At 56.1% G+C, this 21,585-nt stretch carries 15 protein-coding genes and 1 CRISPR repeat array; of the genes, 3 read left to right on the forward strand and 12 right to left on the reverse strand.

Annotated elements, in window-relative coordinates:
- The first annotated feature begins 16 nt into the window (after window positions 1-16).
- Window positions 17-791: a CRISPR direct-repeat array (repeat unit 37 nt; unit sequence GTTTCAAACCCCTGTCGGGAATTCATCGCGTTGCAAC).
- A 194-nt stretch (window positions 792-985) separates the two neighbouring features.
- On the forward strand, window positions 986-2,746 hold the full coding sequence (locus HY868_25315) for a WYL domain-containing protein (protein ID MBI5305473.1): 1,761 nt from the start codon (window positions 986-988) through the stop codon (window positions 2,744-2,746).
- 365 nt (window positions 2,747-3,111) lie between these two features.
- Here the strand turns inward: HY868_25315 and HY868_25320 are convergent, their stop codons facing one another.
- On the reverse strand, window positions 3,112-3,552 hold the full coding sequence (locus tag HY868_25320; GenBank protein MBI5305474.1) for a hypothetical protein: 441 nt from the start codon (window positions 3,550-3,552) through the stop codon (window positions 3,112-3,114).
- A 279-nt stretch (window positions 3,553-3,831) separates the two neighbouring features.
- On the opposite strand from HY868_25320, the gene HY868_25325 reads away from it, so the two are divergent.
- Window positions 3,832-6,186 carry a hypothetical protein gene (locus tag HY868_25325; GenBank protein MBI5305475.1) on the forward strand — a complete coding sequence of 785 codons (2,355 nt, stop codon included), beginning with the start codon at window positions 3,832-3,834 and terminating at the stop codon, window positions 6,184-6,186.
- Between the two features lie 19 nt (window positions 6,187-6,205).
- Window positions 6,206-6,988, forward strand: a complete 783-nt coding sequence (locus HY868_25330; GenBank protein MBI5305476.1) for a hypothetical protein — start codon at window positions 6,206-6,208, stop codon at window positions 6,986-6,988.
- Between the two features lie 150 nt (window positions 6,989-7,138).
- Here HY868_25330 and cas6 read toward each other — a convergent pair whose 3' ends face one another.
- The 11 genes from cas6 to HY868_25385 all read right to left on the reverse strand — a co-directional run bounded on the left by cas6 (window position 7,139) and on the right by HY868_25385 (window position 21,557).
- Window positions 7,139-7,888 (reverse strand): CRISPR-associated endoribonuclease Cas6, encoded by a 750-nt coding sequence (cas6, locus tag HY868_25335; protein ID MBI5305477.1) that lies wholly within the window; start codon window positions 7,886-7,888, stop codon window positions 7,139-7,141.
- Complete coding sequence (gene cmr6, locus HY868_25340; protein MBI5305478.1) at window positions 7,888-8,700, reverse strand: type III-B CRISPR module RAMP protein Cmr6; 813 nt, start codon at window positions 8,698-8,700, stop codon at window positions 7,888-7,890. Before cmr6 ends, cas6 begins: the two co-directional genes overlap by 1 nt.
- A complete protein-coding gene (gene cmr5, locus HY868_25345) occupies window positions 8,697-9,071 on the reverse strand; it encodes a type III-B CRISPR module-associated protein Cmr5 (protein MBI5305479.1) in 375 nt (124 codons plus the stop codon). Before cmr5 ends, cmr6 begins: the two co-directional genes overlap by 4 nt.
- Complete coding sequence (gene cmr4 / locus HY868_25350) at window positions 9,046-10,023, reverse strand: type III-B CRISPR module RAMP protein Cmr4 (GenBank protein ID MBI5305480.1); 978 nt, start codon at window positions 10,021-10,023, stop codon at window positions 9,046-9,048. The genes cmr5 and cmr4 overlap by 26 nt, the downstream gene beginning before the upstream one ends.
- On the reverse strand, window positions 10,016-11,116 hold the full coding sequence (locus HY868_25355) for a hypothetical protein (GenBank protein MBI5305481.1): 1,101 nt from the start codon (window positions 11,114-11,116) through the stop codon (window positions 10,016-10,018). Before HY868_25355 ends, cmr4 begins: the two co-directional genes overlap by 8 nt.
- Complete coding sequence (cas10, locus tag HY868_25360; protein ID MBI5305482.1) at window positions 11,116-14,094, reverse strand: type III-B CRISPR-associated protein Cas10/Cmr2; 2,979 nt, start codon at window positions 14,092-14,094, stop codon at window positions 11,116-11,118. The genes HY868_25355 and cas10 overlap by 1 nt, the downstream gene beginning before the upstream one ends.
- A complete protein-coding gene (gene cmr1 / locus HY868_25365; GenBank protein MBI5305483.1) occupies window positions 14,091-15,374 on the reverse strand; it encodes a type III-B CRISPR module RAMP protein Cmr1 in 1,284 nt (427 codons plus the stop codon). The genes cas10 and cmr1 overlap by 4 nt, the downstream gene beginning before the upstream one ends.
- The gene (locus HY868_25370; GenBank protein ID MBI5305484.1) at window positions 15,352-16,485 is read right to left on the reverse strand and encodes a DUF4062 domain-containing protein; all 1,134 of its coding nucleotides are present in this window, start codon (window positions 16,483-16,485) and stop codon (window positions 15,352-15,354) included. The genes cmr1 and HY868_25370 overlap by 23 nt, the downstream gene beginning before the upstream one ends.
- Before the next feature lie 14 nt (window positions 16,486-16,499).
- Window positions 16,500-17,624, reverse strand: a complete 1,125-nt coding sequence (locus tag HY868_25375) for a hypothetical protein (protein ID MBI5305485.1) — start codon at window positions 17,622-17,624, stop codon at window positions 16,500-16,502.
- 188 nt (window positions 17,625-17,812) lie between these two features.
- Entirely contained in the window at window positions 17,813-19,360 is a 1,548-nt protein-coding gene (locus HY868_25380; GenBank protein ID MBI5305486.1) for a hypothetical protein, read from the reverse strand.
- Between the two features lie 421 nt (window positions 19,361-19,781).
- On the reverse strand, window positions 19,782-21,557 hold the full coding sequence (locus HY868_25385; protein MBI5305487.1) for a fibronectin type III domain-containing protein: 1,776 nt from the start codon (window positions 21,555-21,557) through the stop codon (window positions 19,782-19,784).
- Window positions 21,558-21,585 lie beyond the last annotated feature (28 nt).

Raw genomic sequence — 21,585 nt, forward strand, 5'->3', positions numbered from 1 at the left:
CTGTTCCGGTGGGTGAGATTCAAACCCCTGTCGGGAATTCATCGCGTTGCAACTTTGATAGGCCTTATTGCCAAATAACCGACGCTGATGAGTTTCAAACCCCTGTCGGGAATTCATCGCGTTGCAACAAACCCAAAAGGAACTCACGTCGAAGACGATGCAATCGTTTCAAACCCCTGTCGGGAATTCATCGCGTTGCAACGCCATGGACACCGCTGGTAGGAAAGCCGCAATCAAGTTTCAAACCCCTGTCGGGAATTCATCGCGTTGCAACACGTCGCACACATCTCGAAGAGCAACGACTTGAAAAAGTTTCAAACCCCTGTCGGGAATTCATCGCGTTGCAACCCGGCGAAAGGTGGCTGTTTGTGCCGTGCAACTCACGTTTCAAACCCCTGTCGGGAATTCATCGCGTTGCAACGCGCCTCTGGGTGCGCTAGGAGATCAAGATGAAACGTTTCAAACCCCTGTCGGGAATTCATCGCGTTGCAACTAACCTAGGTTGCAGATCCTAGAAGCAGTAAAATAGTTTCAAACCCCTGTCGGGAATTCATCGCGTTGCAACTCGAGAAGACAGAACCGGCTGGAATCACGGTCACGGTGAGTTTCAAACCCCTGTCGGGAATTCATCGCGTTGCAACTTTCGATCGCATTGGTGCCCAACGCGTCCGCGCAGGGTCGTTTCAAACCCCTGTCGGGAATTCATCGCGTTGCAACTTGGATCACAATTCCGGTGGTACATCCAACCTCAGAAGTTTCAAACCCCTGTCGGGAATTCATCGCGTTGCAACTCCACCTCTCATAATCCACTTTTCGCTCTGTTTTTCTCGGACTTTTTTGTCGCCTTTTGCCTCTTTTCGCAAACCTCCGGCACGTATGGTGAAAAACCGACCACTTGCCATATTCGGCAAGCCGTTTTATGATGTCTGCATCTTATCACGAACCCTCTCGGAATTCAAGACCTAATTTTTCGCACGGAGGTCGAATGTCTCAACTGGCTTTTTTGATCCAAGATGTCTTTACCTTGCTCGCTTTTCTCTCTGCGAATGCCATTCACCCCATCGGCTCGCGTTATCTTCCCCCTTCTGCGCTAGCCAAGCTCAATCTGCTGCTCGTCGTTCCAGATGATCTCAACCTCAAGCGTCCTCACAATGCGGATGGACGTTGGCGCGCTGGGGTACGTGTCCACACCAGCGAGCGATACGCCGAACGAATCCGCTTTATCCACTACCTCGCCGAATCCGCACATCTCGTCGCGCGCACCAACACCTTGCTCAAGCCAACTCCACGTGTCGCGGTATGGCTCAACGCCTCACCCGCACAACGCGCCCAGGTGTTATTCCGTCCCGCCTTTCCAATCCAACCTACCCAGGAAGACGCCGAACGCTGGCGCGCCTTTGGCTTACCTGGCAAACACTTGCTCTCACCCTTGTCTGCTCTGGGGCAGTTGATCGCAATCCTGGCTCAAGTTCCCAATGGCGAACGGATCACGTGCAAAGCATTACTCAAATTGCTCGCCTTGCCCTCCGATGACGATGGTGTGCCGGAGGATCAACCTGTCCAAATCCTCGGCGCGTGGCTCGAACTCTTGCGCTGGTTCGAGATCGTCACCAGCGGACAGGGCGAAACGACTCAAGTGACCAAACCTGGCGGCGCAATCATCGGGCAAACTGACCCCAAGCGAGTGGAAACCAATCACAAGACCCAGCCCCTTGCATGGTCCAAGTCGCGCGGCACAACGCTTCCCAATCTCATCGCTCCACTCGAAGCCGACTTTGCCATCCTTTTCGAATTAGGCGATTACGCGACGCATCTTGCGACACTCCGCGAAGCGTCCGCGCACCAAACCCGTCGGCTCTATCAACTCGATGCCGCACGCGTGCGCTGCGCCATGGATCATGGCAAGACCATTACCCAGGTTCAGTCCTTCCTCGAACGTGCCACCGATGATGCGCTACCGCGCATCGTCACCGATTGGTTGGATCAAATCAGTCTCGATTACGGATGTGTCACAGTCCGTTCCGTGACTCTCCTTGAAGTACGGGACCCTAACCTGCTCGTTGAACTCACGCGCCGTAAATCTATTCGCCAATGTTTGCGCCGCACCCTGTCATCACGCGCCGTCGTCGTCCAACCGAGCCAGCTCAATGCCCTGGCGCGTCGTCTCGAACGTCACGGTTATCCTCCACGTCTGGAAATGCTCGATCACCCTGCCGCCCAAGCGCCAGGTCATCCACTCGCACAATTCGATCAGCCCACGCTCGCGCACCTTTACGTCTCAACCCGTCTCGCGCATCAATTCAGCGACCGTATCCCGACATCTTATCGCCCGCCCGCTTCGATTCTGCTCGATCTCGAACACCAACTCACCGCGCATGATCGTGCGATTGCCGAAGAACTGATCCGTGAAGGGATCCAAGCGACGACCGACCGCCGACCGCCAACCGCCGAAATCAGCCCACTCGATTTTTCTGCTCACGGTGAACTGCAGTCCACCCTCCAACTCATCGAACGCGCACTCACAGACCAGGCACTTCTCGAAATCGTCTATCATTCCCCATACAACGACGAAACGACCACGCGGCTGGTTGAACCTTTGCGGTTGGAATATCGCGACCAGATTCCGTACCTCATCGCGTATTGCCATCGTGCTGGTGACGAGCGCACCTTTCGCGTGGCGCGCATTCAGCAACTCGCACTCGCTTCGACGCACAGGGCGCGCCAACGCGCCAGCCGCCGAAATTGAAAAGGGTGACCGATATCGGTCGCCCCTCCAATTTTCTGGTGCGCCTCGCATTCCTTTGCGGCAATGATTTATCCAATCATCCCCCACTCCCGCGCCCGTCTCACTCCCGGCGCGCCAATCGCTTCAATTTTTTTCACCGCGTCCTCGTCCAAAAAGTATACTGGGCACGGTCATTAATTGCGCTTTTTGGTTGTCACCCTGAGCGAAGCGAAGGGTAACGCAATTCGCTAGTCGCGAGATGCTTTGCTTCGCTCAGCATGACAAATTGGGTGGATATAAAACCGCAGTTTGTGCCCGTTGGCAGTATAGAACCGCACACCCCTTCGGTTATGTGGGACGCACCATGTTGTGCGTCCCACAACTTTTCAACCGAACAATCCGCCCAGAAACCTACCGATGCCACGGAGAATCGAAATCCCAATTCCCCCCAACACCGTCCACACCAGCACAATTGCGCCCAGTGCCGCGTGCGTGCCATCATCGCCATCGTCCACCATCACGGTAGTTACCGCATGGGTCAGCTCGCCGACACCGGCGAGAACGCCCGTGAGACCTGTTGCGATCTTGAGGAGGGCATCCGATTTAGGTGCCGTTTGATCCAAGGGCGGTGCTGGTGCGCCGGCGCTGCGAGACCCACTGGGCGGCGTGATTGTTGGTTTGGGTGTGGCTGTGCGCGTTGGTGTACGTGCCGCAGTCGGTCCAGTGCTCGATGCCGGTGGTGTAGCGGTTGTGGTCTGCTCCGTTGACTGGTCTAATTGACTCGCTACGAAAACGACGATGAGTACGATGAGCAACAGACGAATCATGGTACACCTCCCAGTGATGGAATGGACTCCCATCACTCTCTCTGCGATCTATTCCGATTTCCAACTGCATTATAGGAAAATGAGGGAATCGAAAGTAGAGGCGCGGCAATGGCACATTAGGTGATTTTCGCATTCGATACACGGGAGTGAGGGTGGAAACAATCCCTTGAGACATGCCTCATCTATGGCTAGCGCAAGGGATAAATTTACCTTGCGTCAAGGGTTGACAGGCAGTCTGACCTGGGTTACTCTGGTAAAAGCATCGGGAAGGAATCGCTAATGAACATAGACCAAGATTTCACAGCCGCATTTTTCTCCAGCTCGAATCAACGTAAAAGCCCGCGTGCGCGCTGGCTGGCATTTACCAAAAGGTATTTTGACCCAGTTGCCATTGCGTTCAGCGCCCTGCCGATCCTGATTGTTGCCTTTCCCTCACACCCTATCGCTTCCTCGGCAAGCGCCTTAGGGATTCTCGTGTTCGCGCTGATTGGTTTTAGTATCGAACGCAGTACTCTGCCGGGTCTGGTCGAGCGCTTGCCGCGTTTGCGATGGTTATGGTCGTTCTTCGGCTTGGGCGCAGTCCTCGTGATCTATTTTCTCCTCTTACGCGGTTCACCCCTCGCCGTTGCCATGTCTCTCTGGCCGCTGTTAATCTCTGCGATGTACTTTACCTTGCGTTTGGTTAATCGGATCGCCTTTATTCCGTATATAGTCATACTTGCGGGAATCTTTCCACTCTACTCGTTAGGCGTTTCGCTGGCTGCACCCGCGCAAATTGATGTTGGACTCAGTATTGCCAATGCCTTGTGGCTGCTCATCGTATTAGCAGGCATTGTAGCGCACGTCCGTACTTGGGATCACTATGCGACGCGCTTTGAAACGTTCCGCGAGCTGGTTCGCTGGGCAGGCAGTTTAGACGCGCGGATCGAAGATGTGCAGGGTAGACTGAACATGCTAGGACAGAGTTTGCGGTTGGAGCGCCTGACTGTTTTACGGATCATGCGTCCCGCCGCACCGCCCGGTCAAGTGAAGCCAAGTGTCTATGGTCTGACACTTCCTGAAGGAGCGGATCCCCATGCGTTCCGCGTGCCCAAGCATGTTGAAATCATTGCCAAATATATTCCGGGAGACAAGCACGCGCACGCGATCAAACCTTGGCCCCTGGCGCACGGCTTGTTAGCCAAAGCGTACCGCGACCGGCAAGCCGTGACGTGCCCAGATACACATACTCCTCTGTGGCGAGAATTTTTCTACAATCCACCCGACGCGGAAGCATACCAGGACACGCGCGCTGAATTCGTTCAACCGATCTTTGAAAGTCCAGATGGTGAGATCATTGGCTTTATTGATCTCCAGAGCCGCACTCCACACAGCATTCATCGTGAAGAAGGCGATTACCTTGCCGCGCTGGCTGGTGCGATTGCGCCTTTGTTGACCGCCGAACGGTTAGGCAATCTACTGAGCGCGATTCAACACCTGCGCGATTCACTAAACAAGCGAGATAACGAACGCGAAGTGTTTGACTGCATCGCGCGATTTGCCATTGACATTTTGGATGTGGATGTTGTCACGTACTTTCGGCTTGGCTTTGGGAACGGCTGGCCTCTTACGCCGACTTGGCACATGGGCGCATGGTTTCCGGATTGGCTCACCACCGATTTATTTCGGCATCCCAACCCACCCCCCCTTTTCTATATTTCACAATGGGAATCGGTCTTTGAGCGCGAGTCCTTCAAAAACTATCATCTACTCCCGCCTGACTATCGTGCGCCTCCCAAGGAATATTTCGTTACCCGCGAACAAATCGCTTCGACCGTATTCTTGCCCATTGGCACGCGCACGCGTCGGATTGGCGCGCTCTTCCTGAATTATCGCAATCCACAATCGTTTAGCCCGGCAACGCGGCTCGCGCTAGAGATTTTTCGACAGACCATCTCGCCCCATCTGGAAAATACGCGTCAATTGGATCAGGCGCACGACGGGTTCGGACAGGTGAACCTGGTTTTACACGATTTGGTACGCGATTCGATCGCGACGCACACGGCGATCAGTCCCCATTTGAGTCGGCTGGGCGAAGCCATCGAAGGCGAAGACTGTTATGCCGCGCGCGTGCATTTCCACAAGCTAGCGGAGCCGCTGCAAATGCACACCGATTACGTTAAAACGGCATCACTCAAGTTCAACCTTGCCGCCGGTAAGCTGCTCCGCAATGGAATGGAACTGGCACTGGCGACCGCCAACGGCGTGATGGAACAACGCTACGCTGGACGTGGGATGCGCGTGCATGTTGATCCAGCGGTGGAACTATTGCCTGCCGATCTGCATCTCGCTCTGTTTAGCAATGTGACCGAGGCAGCCCACAACGCGGTGCAGTCGGGGCGTGCCAGTTTTGTGAACATTGGTATATATTGCCAACCGAAGTGGGTGGAGGCGCAGATCACCAGTGATGGCGACGCCTGGAATCCCGAGGCTCCTTCCAAGCCCTATTCGCGCCATGGCATTCACTCGCGCTTGAAACTCGCCGAAGCATTTATGCGCGCCGAATATGCGTGGACGCAAGAGGGGCGGCAGCTTACGCTACGGATTCCCATTCTGCCGCACGTCAATGGAAAGGATGTCTATGGTGGAGCATGATGGGCGCGCTAGGCGACGTGTGTTTGTAGTGGAAGATTCACCTCTGCAGAAAGTTGGCTTGGTGGATATTTTGCGTGAGCATGATTATGATGTTGTCGCTGAATGTGGCGATGCCGCCGGCGCGTTGGAATTTCTGACGCGCGATCATGCCTTTAGCTTAATTATGGTGGATAAGCAAATCCCAGAGGAAGCTGACGAGCGCCCAGCTGAAGGTGTCGGCACGAATTTACTGTTGACTATCGGCAAGACCTATCCATTCATCGGTCCACTTGTGTTGTATACCGCGCTCAATTCACCAAATCTTGGGGATATTCAACGCGTGTATCAAGCCGGCGCGTCGGCGCTGGCGATCCCACCCGGCGCGCTCATCGAAGAGTTTATCAAGGCACTCGAGTTAGTGACGACTGGGCATCAAGTGTTATCACCCTTGTTCAAACGGCTAGGCGTCGGTGCAGTGAATCCGCGCAATCAAAATCCGCTCGACCCGGTTGAGTACTATTGTGCGCGGCTCATTAGCGAACATCGGGGTAAGGAAGGCAGTGCCGACAAATGGGGTGCCGGGATGTCTGTCCACATCATTGACGAGATACTGGAGGATATTTACGAAAAATTGGGAATGTGTATCAAGGGATTTGCGGAGCTGCCCAAGGACAAGAAACAACTGATGCTCGCGCGGTGGTACCACGACCGGGCGGTAGAGTCATTCGGTACGGCTACACGCGTCGACTATGCACCGCGAAAAGCGCGCCGTCAAAAATGGCCGCTGGTGATCTTGGATGAAGATGAGATGACCACGTTATGATAGCTCGCGTACTCTGATCGCGACACAGAAAAAACCTGTCGAGTGAATAACCACTCGGCAGGTTTTGTGATGGAAGAGCCAAGCAAGCGAACGAGAACGGAATCCCCGAAAGTTGTTCTCGTTCGTGATTTGTTTGACTTGCTTCCCTTCCTAGGTAAACAAGCGTTTCGTTTGTCCCATCCCCTGCGTCGTCTTGTGTCCCGTCCCGCAAAACTCGGCATAGGACGCGAGCGCATTCAGTGGTGCAATACCTTCGCGATCCGGCTGATGCCGCATCACGCTGTACTGGACCGTACCGACAAATCCGATTTGCACAAAATCCTTAAACTGGACCGCGTGCGTCTCGCCCGCAAACCGCGTCACCGCGACCGATTGCTGCAGCCATTCCATCCAATCGTCCGCGATGTGGAGCGGCTCCGGCGCGAAGGCATTCCAGCGCGCGAGATAACTGGCAAACACCATCACCGGGTCGGGCAAGGGATAGTGCATCTCGTGTGAGCGAAAACTCGTCGGTGAATCGAAACGCAAGATGATGTTGGGCGTCTCGTCGGCATCTCGCGCAATCTGTGCGTACGATTTCTGGGTCACGCGCGGCGCACCCGCCAACGCAAGTGTTGCCCACGCGATTCGCACCTGTTGCACTTGGTCAATCCCAGTCTGCAACGCGGGCAACAACGCGTCATCTAACAGCGTGATACGAAAGTGCGCGGTCTGCGCGTCGTCGAGCATCAAGGGCGAGACCGTGTAGGGTTTAGGATCGTACTCATCGTGCACGCGCTTGGCAAGCGCCGTATCCCCGCGCTCTAGCCACTGGAAGAACGTAGCGTGGAGCGCGGGCGTGCAGTTTTCCGGGAGGGTTTGAGCGCGCGGGGCGAGGGTGAACATGATCGAGCAGGGCATTACGCTTGTACCTCGTTCACAAAACCGTACCCCGCGCTCGTCTTTGCGCCGACGCCCAGTTCACGAAGTGCGCGCCCAAGCCAATCGCGCGCCAATCCAGCGCACGCTTGATCGTCGGGATGCTCGCGTCGGCGCGGCGCGACCGCGAATAAAAAGCGGCTGTTTTTTTCAAGCGTCAAAAAATAAACCGGGACGGGACGATGCCAATCTGCGGGCGGCGTGCGCCCGGTTTTGTCGAGATAGTACTCGCCGTAATGCGGGTTCATCACATCGAGTTTGATCTGCGGCGGCGCGAGCGGAATCGCGTCGAAAAAAATCACCGCGCCCGATTCGTCTTGCTTGCCAAACACACGCGCGCGTTCGGTCGCATCTTTGTCATTGATCTCCGCCCAACTGCTCGTCAGTCCTTTGAGCGCGCTCCCGGGAATGATCGGAAAGCCGTAAAGCCGATGCAATGCCAAGCCGGTCTCGCGCACGCTCGCGCCGCCCAACCCGACCGCCATTCGCCATTCGGGTTCTGCAGTAAATTCGAGCGCGTCGTGTTCTTCTAAAATTTTTGCCCAGCGCAAGTTGAATTGTTCCAACGCGGCGCGATAATTGGGCGATTGCCAATTCACATCCGCGCGTTTTTTCGCGCTAAGATCCATTTCCCATTTTGGACCGCGCATGGTGTATGCCGCGAATTTGTCAAGCCATAAACCCGGATTCGCACAATCGTTCGCGCCTTCACGCGCCCGCGCCATTCGTTTTGTGTCGCTGGGCAGTGGCAAGATGACGGGGGCGGAATTTAATCGCCGACCTTGACGATTCATTCTTCCTCCACGCCGAACTCGGCTTCGGCAAAGCGTTTGAGCCAGGTCAAGTACGCCAGCGTCTCGACCATCGCGCGGCGATACATTGCGCTGTCCGTTCTGCCGATCCATTCGCGCGCGTCGAATTGCGCGTCCGCGATTTTCAAACGCGTCTTGAGCCACGACTCGAGATGCCGATACAACGTTTTTTCCGCGTCGCTCTTGGCGCTTAGAAACGCGAGCGTCTGCCCCAATCCATTCGTGAGAATGTATGACGGTGCTGTGCGCGCGATCGCAGAATATTTCTTCTGCTCGTTCGTCCTCACCTCTTTGATCGCCTGCCAAGCCGCGTGCGCGCGTTGTTGCTCAAGCGTTTGTTGATGGGTTGGCATCATTTCCTCCATTATAGCGCAAGCGCACCAAGCCGCGCCCGACCGTTTCATCGCCACCCAACTGCACGCGCGGCACGGCGTTGCACAGTGTCTTGACAAAACCGAGCACGTCCAAATTCTCACATCCAGCGCGCCGCGCCCGGCTCGCGAACAACGGCGCGTACAACACCGTATCGCTTGGCAAATGCTCTTCACTCCACAGCGCGCCCGATTCGACGGTTTTCGTTTCGCGCTTGAGTTTGATTCGATTGATCACTTCGGTTGCGTACTCGGTGAAATCGCGGAACGCATTGTCCGGCAAAACGACCAAACTCGTGGCGGCTTTGCCGCGCCAGAATTTGTATTCGTCGTTTTCATCCACAAACGGAAACGCATTGCCCGCGAACCACTTGCCCAATTCTTTTACCGCGTCGAGTAGACGCGCGGTAAAGGTAAACTCCTCGAGCGTAACCTGGTTGTCCGCGCTGACATCGTTGCCGGTCGCGACGAACGCTTCGTCCTCCTTTAAATCGCCGGGCAACAACGCGAACTGCGTTTTGAATTTTTCAAACCCGCCCGCAAGTTTGGGATTGAGCGACGCGGCAGTTTGCAGATCGCGCTGAAAACGCGCGAGCGCAGTGCGCGAGGTCGTCCACGCAAACACGCCGAGAAGCGAACGCACCGGGAAAAGTAAAATCCGCGCGTCGCCCGGCGAAAACGCGCCGGCGTGCTCCGCCGCGCCGTTCGTTTCGGGACCGAACACGGCGAGCACTTGTTCTTTTTCCGCGTCGGTGGTCGCACGCGCCATTGCTTCGGCGCGCAGTTTGCCTTTCAAGCCGCTTGCCTGCATCATCGGATAACCGGTGATGCGTTCGCGTTGCACCGGCAAATCTACCACGCCCAACCCGCTTCCACTGCCGGGGTGAAACGGCGTCTCCACATACAGATACAACAACGCCGATGATTTAAACATAGTCCCATCCTCCGAGAAATGTGATTCCGAATCCGAGCGCGCCGAGTGCGTCGTCCGTGATCGGCGCACGTTGTTTGATTTGGTCGCGCGTGCCGCGCGCGAGTTTGCAGTACAGCACACTGCCGGCGGGAATGAAATTGCGAAGCGGCTTTTGCGTATTGTGTGCGACATCCCAGCCGCCGAGCGGTTGGGCGCGCGCAATCGCCGCGGCGATCAGTTCGATCTGCGCGCCGTGGAAAAAATTGTACGTTTTCCACGCGTTCAAATCCACCAACGCCGGCGTCGCGCAGTACACTTTGAAGCGCGGATCGAACGGCGCGTCGAGAGGCGCGAACGCGGGCGCGAGCGTTTCGTACCGCGCGCTTTTCAATTCGCCGCCGAGCGCGAGCGCGCCGGGCGCAGACACATCCGCCCCCGCGATTTCGACCGCGAGTCCCACATTTTCGCGCGCGCGCACCCACTCGATTTGAAACAAATGCCCGCCGCCGTCGCCCTCACGCGGACATTTGCGGTCGCTGTCAATCCCGACGTGAAACCGGCTTTCGCGTTCGAACAGAAATTCGTCCGGCGTCGCGCGAAACGTTTCGCCGCGCAAGTAACGTCGCAATTCCGCTTCCGCCAACCAACCGGTCGCGGGTTTGCTCGCGCGCATCTCTTTTATCCAGAGTAACGGGTGATCATTATCGGACGTGAATTGCACTTGCGTTTTGAGCGGTGCGGCGACGCGCAGAGCATCGCCCACTTGCATCACATCGGCAGGTATTGGAAAATAGCGCGTGATGTTTCCATCGCGCGCGTCGCGGCGCGCGACGGACAACGCGGTGAGCGCGAACGCGCCCAGGTCGCCGCCGTCGCCGTTCGCATCCGGCGGCTTGCCGATTTTCGCTTGCAACTCTTTCGCCTGGTCGGTCTGTCCCGCGAGGTACTCGGCGCGCGAAATGCCGGCGGCGGCAAAGTGAACTGCGCGCAACGCGCCGGCGACCGTGTGCGGACTCGGCGGAAAAAGCGTGCGCGCGCGATGATCCGCGCCAGCGGTGAACGGTCGTCCATCGCGAAACAACCACACGTCGGTCGGCTCGATAAACAGTCGCATTATTCTTCGCCTCCTCCCTGCGCGAGGAATCGCGCAAGCAGTAGCCATTTGGCGAGTTCGACGATGCCGGACGCTGGCTCATTCGCCGCGTCCGGCGCGCGCGCGCGCCATTGTTCGAATAGCCAGCTCTGCCGCGGTGCATCGAGCGCGACCGCGAGCCGCGCGAGTTGCGGAGCGAGTGTGTTCGCTTGTTTGACGGCTTGCTCCGGTTCGAGCTGATCACCTTTGTGTCGTTTGAGCGCGCGCCGCAAGATCGCCTCCACCGCGTCCACCGGTTGATCGGTCAGCCCGCGCGCGAGATCGTAAACATCGTGCGCGATCTTGGCAGATAAATGATCGTCCGCGATGCGCGCGCGCAGACCGTCTATCCATTGCAAGGTGTCGAGCGGCGGTTGCTGTGGCTCATCGCCGCGTCCGTAGAAAAACTTCGCGCCGATGCGGAGTTCTTCGCCGGAACGTCGCAGAAAACGCACCGCGATCGCGTTGCGCCCGTACTCTTCTTTTGCCGATGCGAGCGCGTGGCGCGCGGCATCGAGCGCGGCATCGAGCGGTTGTAAATGGTGCGCGATCGCGATGCCGATGCTCGCGCTCGCCGTGGGTCCCATCGTCATCAACCAGGAATTTTTCCAGCGCACAAAGCCGGTGCGGTCCGGATCGGCAAACGTAACGGTCAGTTTGTCGTCCGCGCGCAATGCTTCGCCGCTAAAGAGTGCGCGCAGTTCGCGCGCCGTCGCGAGCGCGTGATCCACCGGCACGAACGCGAGCAGATCATCGCCGCCCGCGTACACGACGCGACCAGGATGAATCTCTTCGATCACCCACCGCACACATTCGAGCGCGAAATCCGCGAGCGCGTGACTGATTGAAGTGTGCAATGCCGGGCTGAGGACGCGTTGCTGGGTCAACCACTGCGCCCACGCCGCGTCATTTTTCACGAACGGTGCGAGGCGTTCGACCGCGAGGGGATGCAAGGTTTGCGCGAATCGCGGTGCGAGTTGTCCGCTGATCCATTTGCCCATCGCGTCGCCGTCGAGCGCGAGGATCGCGTAATACTTGGCGGGGCGCGCGATGCGCGCGTCATCGGCGGCGGCGGCGGCGGCGAGCAACGCGTTCAATTTCTCGCGCAGAGAATTGATCGTCGCGTCGGGTAATTGGATCGCGTAATCTTCCTCGACACGTTTTTGGGTGTACGATTCGCCAAACAACCAATCGCCGTCGTACTTGATCAGTTTTTCGGCGACGGCTTTTGAGCGCCCGAGTTCGCGCGCGCGTTTGGAGTTGAGCGGAATTGCGTTCGGCGCGGCAGTGCGCGGTATGTTTGCGCCGTCCAGCGCGGCGACAAAATTTTGCAACGCGTGATCAAGCGTGTCGTTCGTATCGAGTTGTGCGAACAGTTGATCGCGGAACGACGCGGTCGCGACCATGCTCGTCGAAGGAAAACCGGTGCGTTGCAAATCGTACTGATCGCGGAAGATGATCGAGTAAGCGAAACGTTTCGTCGCGCAGACGCCGCACAAGCGTTCGTGTCCATCCGGTTTGATCGTCGCGTAATTGCTTCGCAGAGGATGCTGTTGGTTGTCGTCCAATGCGCGCAACTTATCCGCGACGGTTTTCCAAAATTCTTTTTCGCCGAGCGCGTCCGAACGAATCGCCGCGCGAATCCCGCACACGGTGCACTTGGGTCCTTTTTCTTCGATAGGCGCAACCGCGCGGCGCAGTTTGCGCGCGTCCAAGCCGCGTTGCGCGAGCAGATGCAGATGTCCGTACACCGTGCCGAGATTGATCATATTCGGCGCGGTCGCGCGATACGTTTCGAGAATCGCGTTGAATGCCCAGCCCGGCGGCGGATCGAGCAGATCGCGCACTTGCGCCTTTGATTTTTCAACCGTGTCGTGCCACGCGTGCGCGCTCCAATACACTTGCGGAAATTGCGCGGCGTGATTGTCCCACAAGTTGATCCATTCCTGGTTCACATTCGCGCCAACGAGTTGCGCGAGCGCGTCGCGCACGCGGTCAACCAAACTGGTCCACGCGGCGACGATTTCTTTTTGCACCTGCTCGCCGATGGCTTGAGCGTCGCCGGCAGGCACGAGCGCGACGAATTTGTTCGGCAGGGTCGCCATTGTCAGATTGCCGGGCGTAATGCCGGGAATCTGCTTGTCGTTGGCAAGCCAGTGATCTACGAGCGGTTGCCCGCGCAATGCCGGGTAAAGGATTGCGTCGGGACCGTACGTTTCCGCGAGCACGCGCATCCCGCGCCACGCGAGGTACGCGAGAATGTAACTGCCCATCCACAAATCCTGGGTGCGTCGCGCGGTCGCGATAAATTCCTGCGCGCCGGCGAGGTTGAAGACGAGGAGCGCGGGATGCGGCAACGCGCTCGCGACCGCCGCCGTCGCATCGAGGTGTTGCGCGAGCGGATGATCGCAGATGCGTGTGTCCGCCGGCAGAAGTAGCCATTCGCGTTTCAATTCGTCCGGCAACTGATTGGCGATGGTCTGGTGCAAATTGCGCCACGTCCAGAGATAGCGCGTGTGTTCATCGGGAGATGGCGGCGCGGCGTTCACTGCGTTTTGCATCGCGGTTGGAATGATGTGATGCGCGTCCGTCGCGCGCAGTTCGTTCAAAAACAGCAATCGCCCGGAGAGGGGATGACGCACGAATGGCGCGGCGTGATATTCTGTCGGCTCGACGCGCACCTCGCGCGCAAACGCGGCGCGATCCATTGCGGTTGCAATCTGATCGGCTGATTTAACCAGTTGCCATTCGTTGATCTGGTCAAGTGCGCGTCTAAATTGGTTGCTTGATAGCCCTGCCAATGTCGCCGCGTCGTTTTGGAAAATTTCGCGAAAGCGCGCATCTCCCAACAGAACGTTGAGGAATTGCATCGTGCGTTGTTCGTGGTGTTGCAAACCCAAGACTTTATCCGGCGGATCGTGCAACAGCGCGATGATTTTGGTTGCCCAAGCGGTGTTCATCGAAAATCCACCTCCGTGGTATTGCCGAGCGACGCGATGAAATCATCAATCAAGTTGAGTGATGGCGTGTTGGCAAAAACCGCATTGCCCTCGCGACGCAATTTTAATTTTTCGGGGCGGCTTCTGCCTTCACGTTCAAGCATACCCAGCAAACGCGCTTTGAAATAAACCAGGACAATGACGAACTGTCCATTCGCCAAACGCGTCAATCGAAAACTCAATGGCGAAGCGCGGCGTTCGTGTGTTTCGCCTTCGAGCGTGCCGGTCGCTTCTTTGCGCGCTTGACGATTGGCTTTGCGGGACGCCTCTTGCTCACTCATTCCTTCTTTCAAAAATTGTTGGTACAAATGCGCTTGGTATTCCTGTTGGAGTGACCGATAATAAAATACGATCGGCAGACCGAACGCGGCGCGTTGAACTGGGTCAAGCGAATCGCTCTGCATGTCCACTGCGGCTTTGACCGTTGCATAATCAGATTCAGGTTTGCGACTGCGAAAATTTTTAAACGCTTGCCCGATCGCTTCGAGCGCGGTTTGCCAATTTGGAAACGGCGCGCGATTCCACACGCGAATCGAACAGGTTTGCGGATGCAAAATATCGAACGCGGGCAGAGCGGCGATTTCGTTTTGATCGCACCACGCATTGCAGCGCAGTGCGGCGCGACACTGGTGGATGCCATCGGCGAGTTCGCGTTGCAATTCCGCCGCGGTGTGTGCGCGCGTTTCCCACGCCGGCAAGCCGCTTGGTATTTGCGTGGGATCGGTGGGATGAAGCGCGAGGTTGCCGCCGCCGCGACGCGCGCGCGCGCCCAGTCCGCCCAGGTGCGTCAACAACCACAGTGCCGCGAGCGATGCGCGCATCATCGTTTCATCATCGGTTTGATTTTGCCTTGGCACGCGACGCGTTTGTAGTTCAAGTGAAAAGGTTTTTCCGTTCGGCAAAAACGCCTGACGCTTTTGCCGCAAGACCGACCAGAACATGTACGCCGCGCCGCCGGGATCGCCTTCACGCGCGGGTGGTGTGACCGGCGGCGATTCGGCGGTCAAATTACCGGCGAGTTTGACGAGGATGCGCGACGCGGCGGTTGTGTCGCCAAACAGATCGCCTTCGGCGTGTTGCAGAGCGCGCACGTCGTCGCCATGAATGCCGGCGTAGAGCGCGCGATACCAAAAGCGCAGTGCGCCGCGCACCGACGCCGGGCGCAGTTCAACATCTTGATCTTGATCCGCGCCGCCGAGAAAAAGCGGGGTCAAAGTTTCAAGTGTGAAGTTCAGATGCATGTTGCCTCCGTCTAACTTGTACCAATTTGAGTATTTTTACAATTTGTTCCGCTTGGTCGCTCAATCCAATTTCTTCTGAGTATTCTTTGGCACGATTCAAATTTTCTCTTTCGATTTCGTATCCTTCTATCACTATTTCTTCCACATCCTCATCGGCAATTGTCTCTGAACCCCCATCTGTTGCCAAAGGTTTATCCTTTTCTGATGTCTCGTTGGAATCCGGATCAGATTCTTCAGTGACATACTTTTCGCGTGTAACTATTTTGGAGGAAAGGTAGTCGAAATAATAACGAACGAAGCGCTCCAGTTTTTCACGGCGAGTTTTCCCACGCAGGGTTTCTTGCACTAGAGATACTAAAGAATCTCTTACACACACCCGGGTATCATCGGTATCATCGTATTGGATCCAATCTGATGTCACAAGAGTCGTCAACGGCCTGTAAATTTCATTTTTGTTTGTACACCCAGATACAACAACAAGCGCATCAAAAGATGCGTTTGGTTCAAACAGCACGATGGACTGAAGCAAATTCTTCGCGCGCAATTCCAACGTCTGTAGATCTTGATAGGATTTGGTGGGGGTTTGGGTTCGCGGATATCGCTTTTCGACGAACTTCGCCAAGTCTTGAACAACAAGTTGTTCAAGTTGCTCTGGCGTAGTGAACCGGGCATTGGTGTGGTTAGCATCCAATAGCCGCTTGAAATCTGATAACTTTTTATATTTGTCCGGATCTCGGTCAACAATAATATCCAGTGCCATGTCTTTCATATACACATGGATTTCGTCGACTTGATTGAACGCGGATCGATACTCCAACTCAGTCATTCCATAACCGGTGATTGTATCAATACTTCCATAGCGTTCCGCGATAATTCCGATGTAATAGTTACAACGACGCAACTCAGCGAGCATTACTTCTCTGGGAGGTGGGGTTTGACTACCAAAAAATTCCATCCCGGTAAAATCAAAAGGTATTCCCAAAGCCAGAAACATTGGCTTTTCAATATGCAAAGCATGAATCACGGTTGCACGTTCTTTTCTTAGATCTTCCCAGGTTGAACTAAGAAAAATCCGCAATGGCTGGGGAGACACGATTAGGTGAATTGTCATAGTACCCCTGTTTATCAAGCGCGTTTCAGCATCGGGTCGCCGAAATACAGGCGCACCTGATCAATCGCATCCAACGCATCGGCATCCGTCATCTGCCGGCGCGCGCTCCACGATTGATATGCCGCATCCGTTTTGCCGTACAATCGTCCGGCGAGTCCCGCGCCTTTTTTCGCGAGTTGATCCATCGCCACGGGCATCACTTGATTCGCTTCAATTATGGCGGCGGCGTGACGCATCAAGCCCATCACCATTTCAGTTTGCAGAGACAGGAGCGCAAGATTGCGATGATAGCACGACAGTTTGTGCGTGCGCTTTTTCGCGAGGCCGAACAAACCCGGAAACCACAATGCGCGTCCGCGCGCCAAGCCGTAGAGCAGATGTCCGTCCGCCGTGTAGCGCGTCTTGAGTTTGGCTTCATCTAAATTGTGCAGAGCATCGGTTTGCCAGGTCGCGTGCCAACTGCACAACCCTTCGAGCGCGCGATGCACCGCGCCATTGGGTGAATTCGCGATGGAAGCGTCTCCACCATCGCCTTTGATGATCGTTACCAGTGTAAATGGTTTGCCGGGACGCGTGCCTTGCACCGCGCCTGCGCCTAACGCCATCTCGCGCAAACGATCCAGCGCGTGCGCGGCGATCACATCGAGCGGCGCGCTCATCGCCGAACCGTCGCGCCAGGTCACATTATAAATTCCGGTCGCGCGCGCATCTTGCGCCGTATCCACCGCGAGATCCAGGGTTGCATCCTCCTGGGTGAGCGAGACGGTAACCAGGAACGCGATGCCGTGCGCGAAGAAAAATCCTTCTGCGCTCGCGCGTCCGTTCAGCCAATCGGCGCGGATTTTTGCAATGTTGGTGTGGAACGGCGCGAGATAATCCCACGCGAGATTGCCTTTGACGTTTGCCGGTTCGACATTGCCGAAATAGTGGTACCAAAAGTGATGGCGTCCCTTGCCTTTTTGCAAAGGCCATGGCGGTTCCCACGCACTCGCACCTTCAATCGCCTTTTCAAACTCAGCCGCGTATTTTGTTTTCTGTCCCAGAAAAGCCATCGGCGCGGTTGCACCGGCAGGAGTCAAGAGAGTCGGATATGTTTCCGTCCAAATCAACGCGACGCGAATTTCGTTCAAAGTGACCATTGACGCCAACCTTCCTTTTGGTTATACTATGGGCGACTTTGTAAGAAGCATCTGCCCATCGGCGGAGTGTACCGACAGGTACGCGCGCAAGTGCCTTGTGCATCTTCCGCTCTTACTTGCAAGTGCCGTCCCCAGGGGACAGCACACAAACATCGAGTTGGCGGTTCGGTCACGAGCCGCCAATTTTTTCATTCCTGCTCGACCAGAATTCTGCGCTTGCCCATGCGTTGGATGATCGCGCTTTTTTCGATTTCCGTTGGGCTATGTAAAATCCCCGATGTCTCCCACTCGAATTTCAGCATGCCTGCATTGATGCCCTCGCGCATGATGAACGCCATATCCCCGGCATTGTCAGTTTGATCAAGCAAGTTGGAGAAGGCATTCGTAATTTGTTGGAGTTTAGTCGAAACGACTGTATATCGAATCGCGGGCGCAACCCACACTTTGGAACGACTTGCGCGTTCGCGTTCGAGGATGAATACGCGTTGCTCTTCTGCGCCGATCCGGATTGTGGCTTGCTCCAACGCAAATCCCATTTTATTGCCCGCGAGTTTTTGCATGGTTTGGATTTCACTGTCATTCTCGGTCGGCACGTTGCGTAACAATGTCCACCGAATCAATTTGCCCCCGCCATACCACACCGACCACGCTAACACACCCAGCAGGACTGATCCGCTCCACACGATCATAATATCGCGCAAGCCATACCCAGTGAGATAGTCGCGCGGGGGACCCAGCCATCTGATCCAGGTTGTAAGGTACGGATACGCGAACGCGGCGAATCCCGAAAAAAGCACAGCGAGCATCCAAAACTCCGGGCTTTTGAGTTCGAGGGTGCTGGCTTCTTTGGGGAACACGCGTGTTTTGAAGAATCGAAACGCGGCAACCATCAAAAAACCCGGTAAAAGTAAGAATGAAGGCACGCCGATCGCGATGAGAATTTCCGATTCACCGAGAACGCCAACATTGAATTTGTGCGATGTGGTCAAGGTGCCTTTCCAGGTCTGGTTGCCGCTTTGCCAGGTCACCTCGGTCTCCAAGACCAACGCATGTTTGCCCGATTGCACTTGTTCAGCGCCCTCAACCTGGTATTCCAATACCACCGCTTCTTGCGGCGCAAGGAGGATTTGTTGATTGGCCTTTTCTGGCAGAATGATGTTGACAAACGCCGGCTTGTGGACGAGAACCCGTGTGATCGTAATGGGAACAGTCGCGATATTGTTGACAATGAGGTAAACAAAACCGGTACGCCGTTCCTGCACGGTTTCGAGCGTGGTTTCGATGCGCGCCTGTGCGATTTTTTCAAGCGGTTCGGATGAACGATCTTGAATATCGAGCACGCCTCTGGCAATGTTTGCGATGGATTGATTCGCCAGGGTGGTAGTGTAATCAACACGCAGATGGAGTGTGCCGGTGGCATTGCCATTCGGTTTTTTCGCGACAGTGACTGTCCAAGCTGCCGTCGCCTGGGGTACGAGCGCATTACTTACCGGGGATTTGATCACAACATCCACACCCGCATCGCCAAACCAGGTCAAGTTCAAGCCCTGAAGCGTAGTGGTCAATGGATTCGTGAACGTGATTAACACTTCAGTTTGTTCACCCGGCGCAAGTTTGAGTGTGGCGGGTGTGACAGTAAGCGTGATCGTAGGCGTCTGCGCATGGGCATCTAGTTGACTGCCCAGAACTGTGCCAAGTGCAATTAGAGCGGCAAGCCAAATCTGTTTTAGCCACATCGTTCCTCCGCGAGTCCAACCAAAAGCGCAGGCATTGTGTGCAGAATTATTTCGAGCACCGCGACAAAGCGATATTTTTCCTTGCCCTTTGTGTTTTCAAGTGATTCTGCAAACAACACAATGCGCCACAACTCCGAAACGCGCGCAACGCACGCGCGGCTCAGAATTGTGGCGCTTTTCTTTCAGCGTCTCGATTCGTCAACGAGTGAACCCAACCCAAATGGCTGGGTTCGCCATCAAGCATCACCGATCCGACTCCTCGACTGTCAGGTCTACGGTAGTTCTGTTCGGCTTGCAAGTCCATTATACTTTGAACTGGTACGTATCGCAAATTAAATTTGGACGACGGATTTCAGTTTTTGGACTGGGAAATCCGGAGAGACTGACTGGCTCCGCCGACACTCTCTCCAAACCTCGACATTTATCTGTCGAATATCCTTATCGTTGACGGTGTGCGACTGGGAGTTGGGCTAGCGGCGGACGTGCGGTCCAGCGCGAGCACATATCCACTCGATTGATCGTCGCGGCTCACAAAAGGTAAGAATATGATCCAGGGAATCTGTCCTGAATTGGTCACGGTTGGATAGGTCCCGCCGATTGCATTGCCACAACTGTTCCCACTCCAACGTAATTGATAGTAGTAGGTTTGCCCACTTGCGATGTCGGTGTCCGAAAAAGAATAGTTGGTTGGCGTAGACCAAATCGCGCAATTCGATTGGCTGGGTTGCGTGTGGATGAGCGCCCACGCGGTTGGATTCTGTGTGCCGATCTGATCTAGGGCGGTTGTGCGCCAGATTTGAAACGCGTCGGTCTTGTATTCCTGCGTCGTAGTCCATGTAATCCAGTTGCCGTCGCTGGTCCACTGCGCGCGGAAGGCAGAAAACGTCGTTTGAGGTACGCTGGTTGGCGTGCTCGTCGGCGTACTGGTTCGTGTCGCGGTCGGTGTGCTCGTTGCCGTGCTAGTCCGCGTCGCGGTCGGTGTGCTCGTTGCCGTGCTAGTCCGCGTCGCGGTCGGTGTGCTCGTTACCGTGTTCGTCGGCGTGCTAGTCCGCGTCGCGGTCGGTGTGCTCGTTGCTGTGTTCGTCGGTGTGGTGGTGCGCGTCGTGGTTGGTGTACTCGTTGCCGTGCTCGTCGGCGTGTTGGTTCGCGTCGCGGTTGGTGTGCTCATCGCCGTGTTCGTCGGCGTGTTGGTTCGCGTCGTGGTTGGTGTACTCGTTGCCGTGCTCGTCGGCGTGTTGGTTCGCGTCGCGGTCGGAGTACTCGTTGGCGTACTGATCGGCGTACTGGTTCGCGTTGCCGTCGGGGTGGTTGTGGACGTGTTGGTTGGTGTGCTGGTTCGCGTTGCTGTCGGTGTGTTCGTTGGCGTGCTGGTTCGCGTCGGCGTGCTGGTCGCGGTGGGCGTGTTCGTCGGCGTGTTGGTGCGCGTCGCGGTTGGTGTGGTCGTGGGTGTACTCGTTGGGGTTGGCGTGAAAATCAACACAAGATTGATATTGGAAACCGGCTGATCGTTTGCTGTGTCTACGAGCATCAGCGAAGCACTGCCATCCGCGCCGCCCTGAACCGATAGCCGAATCGTATCGCCGCCGGACGCGGAATAGGCAAAGTAGGTGCTCAGGTCCGGCACACGAATATTCCCCAGGTTGATAAACCAATAACCCGACGTATCTACCAGTGCCGATGCGGTCGCCGACAATCCTGAACTCCCGGCACTGTCAATATCCGCCAGATTGAGGTACACCATCGCGCCAGCGGCGGGCGTGATGCCATCGTTTTTGAAAACGAGACCATAGATCGTATCCGACCCAGGTAGTCCCAGTGTTGGACCTGTTGAAATCGTATAATGTGCGCCGCCATTGTCATCCACCGTACTCCCAGCAACTATGTCGAAATAATACATGGTGTTGGGGTCGAGACCCGCCAGCGTCACATAGTGCGTCGTGCCGGCGAAGGTTGCGCCGCGATCATCGTTCGCGGTCGTACCCAGCGCGCTCGTGGTTCCATAGTTGACCGTACCCGTACTCGGTTGATCGGAGACCCAGGATACGGTGAAGGACACGTCACGCACATTGGTGAGCATCACTGACGAGATTATCGGAGCGGCGGATGTGGTATGCACGCGCAGAGCCATGACGAATACCGTCGCCAGAAGGATGCCTTTGACAAAAGGAGAAAGGGACACGCGCGACAAGATGGACATGAGGATACAATCCACGCGCTCAACCTCG

It is taken from the genome of Chloroflexota bacterium (assembly GCA_016219275.1).
In the GTDB taxonomy this organism is placed as follows: Bacteria; Chloroflexota; Anaerolineae; order UBA4142; family UBA4142; genus JACRBM01.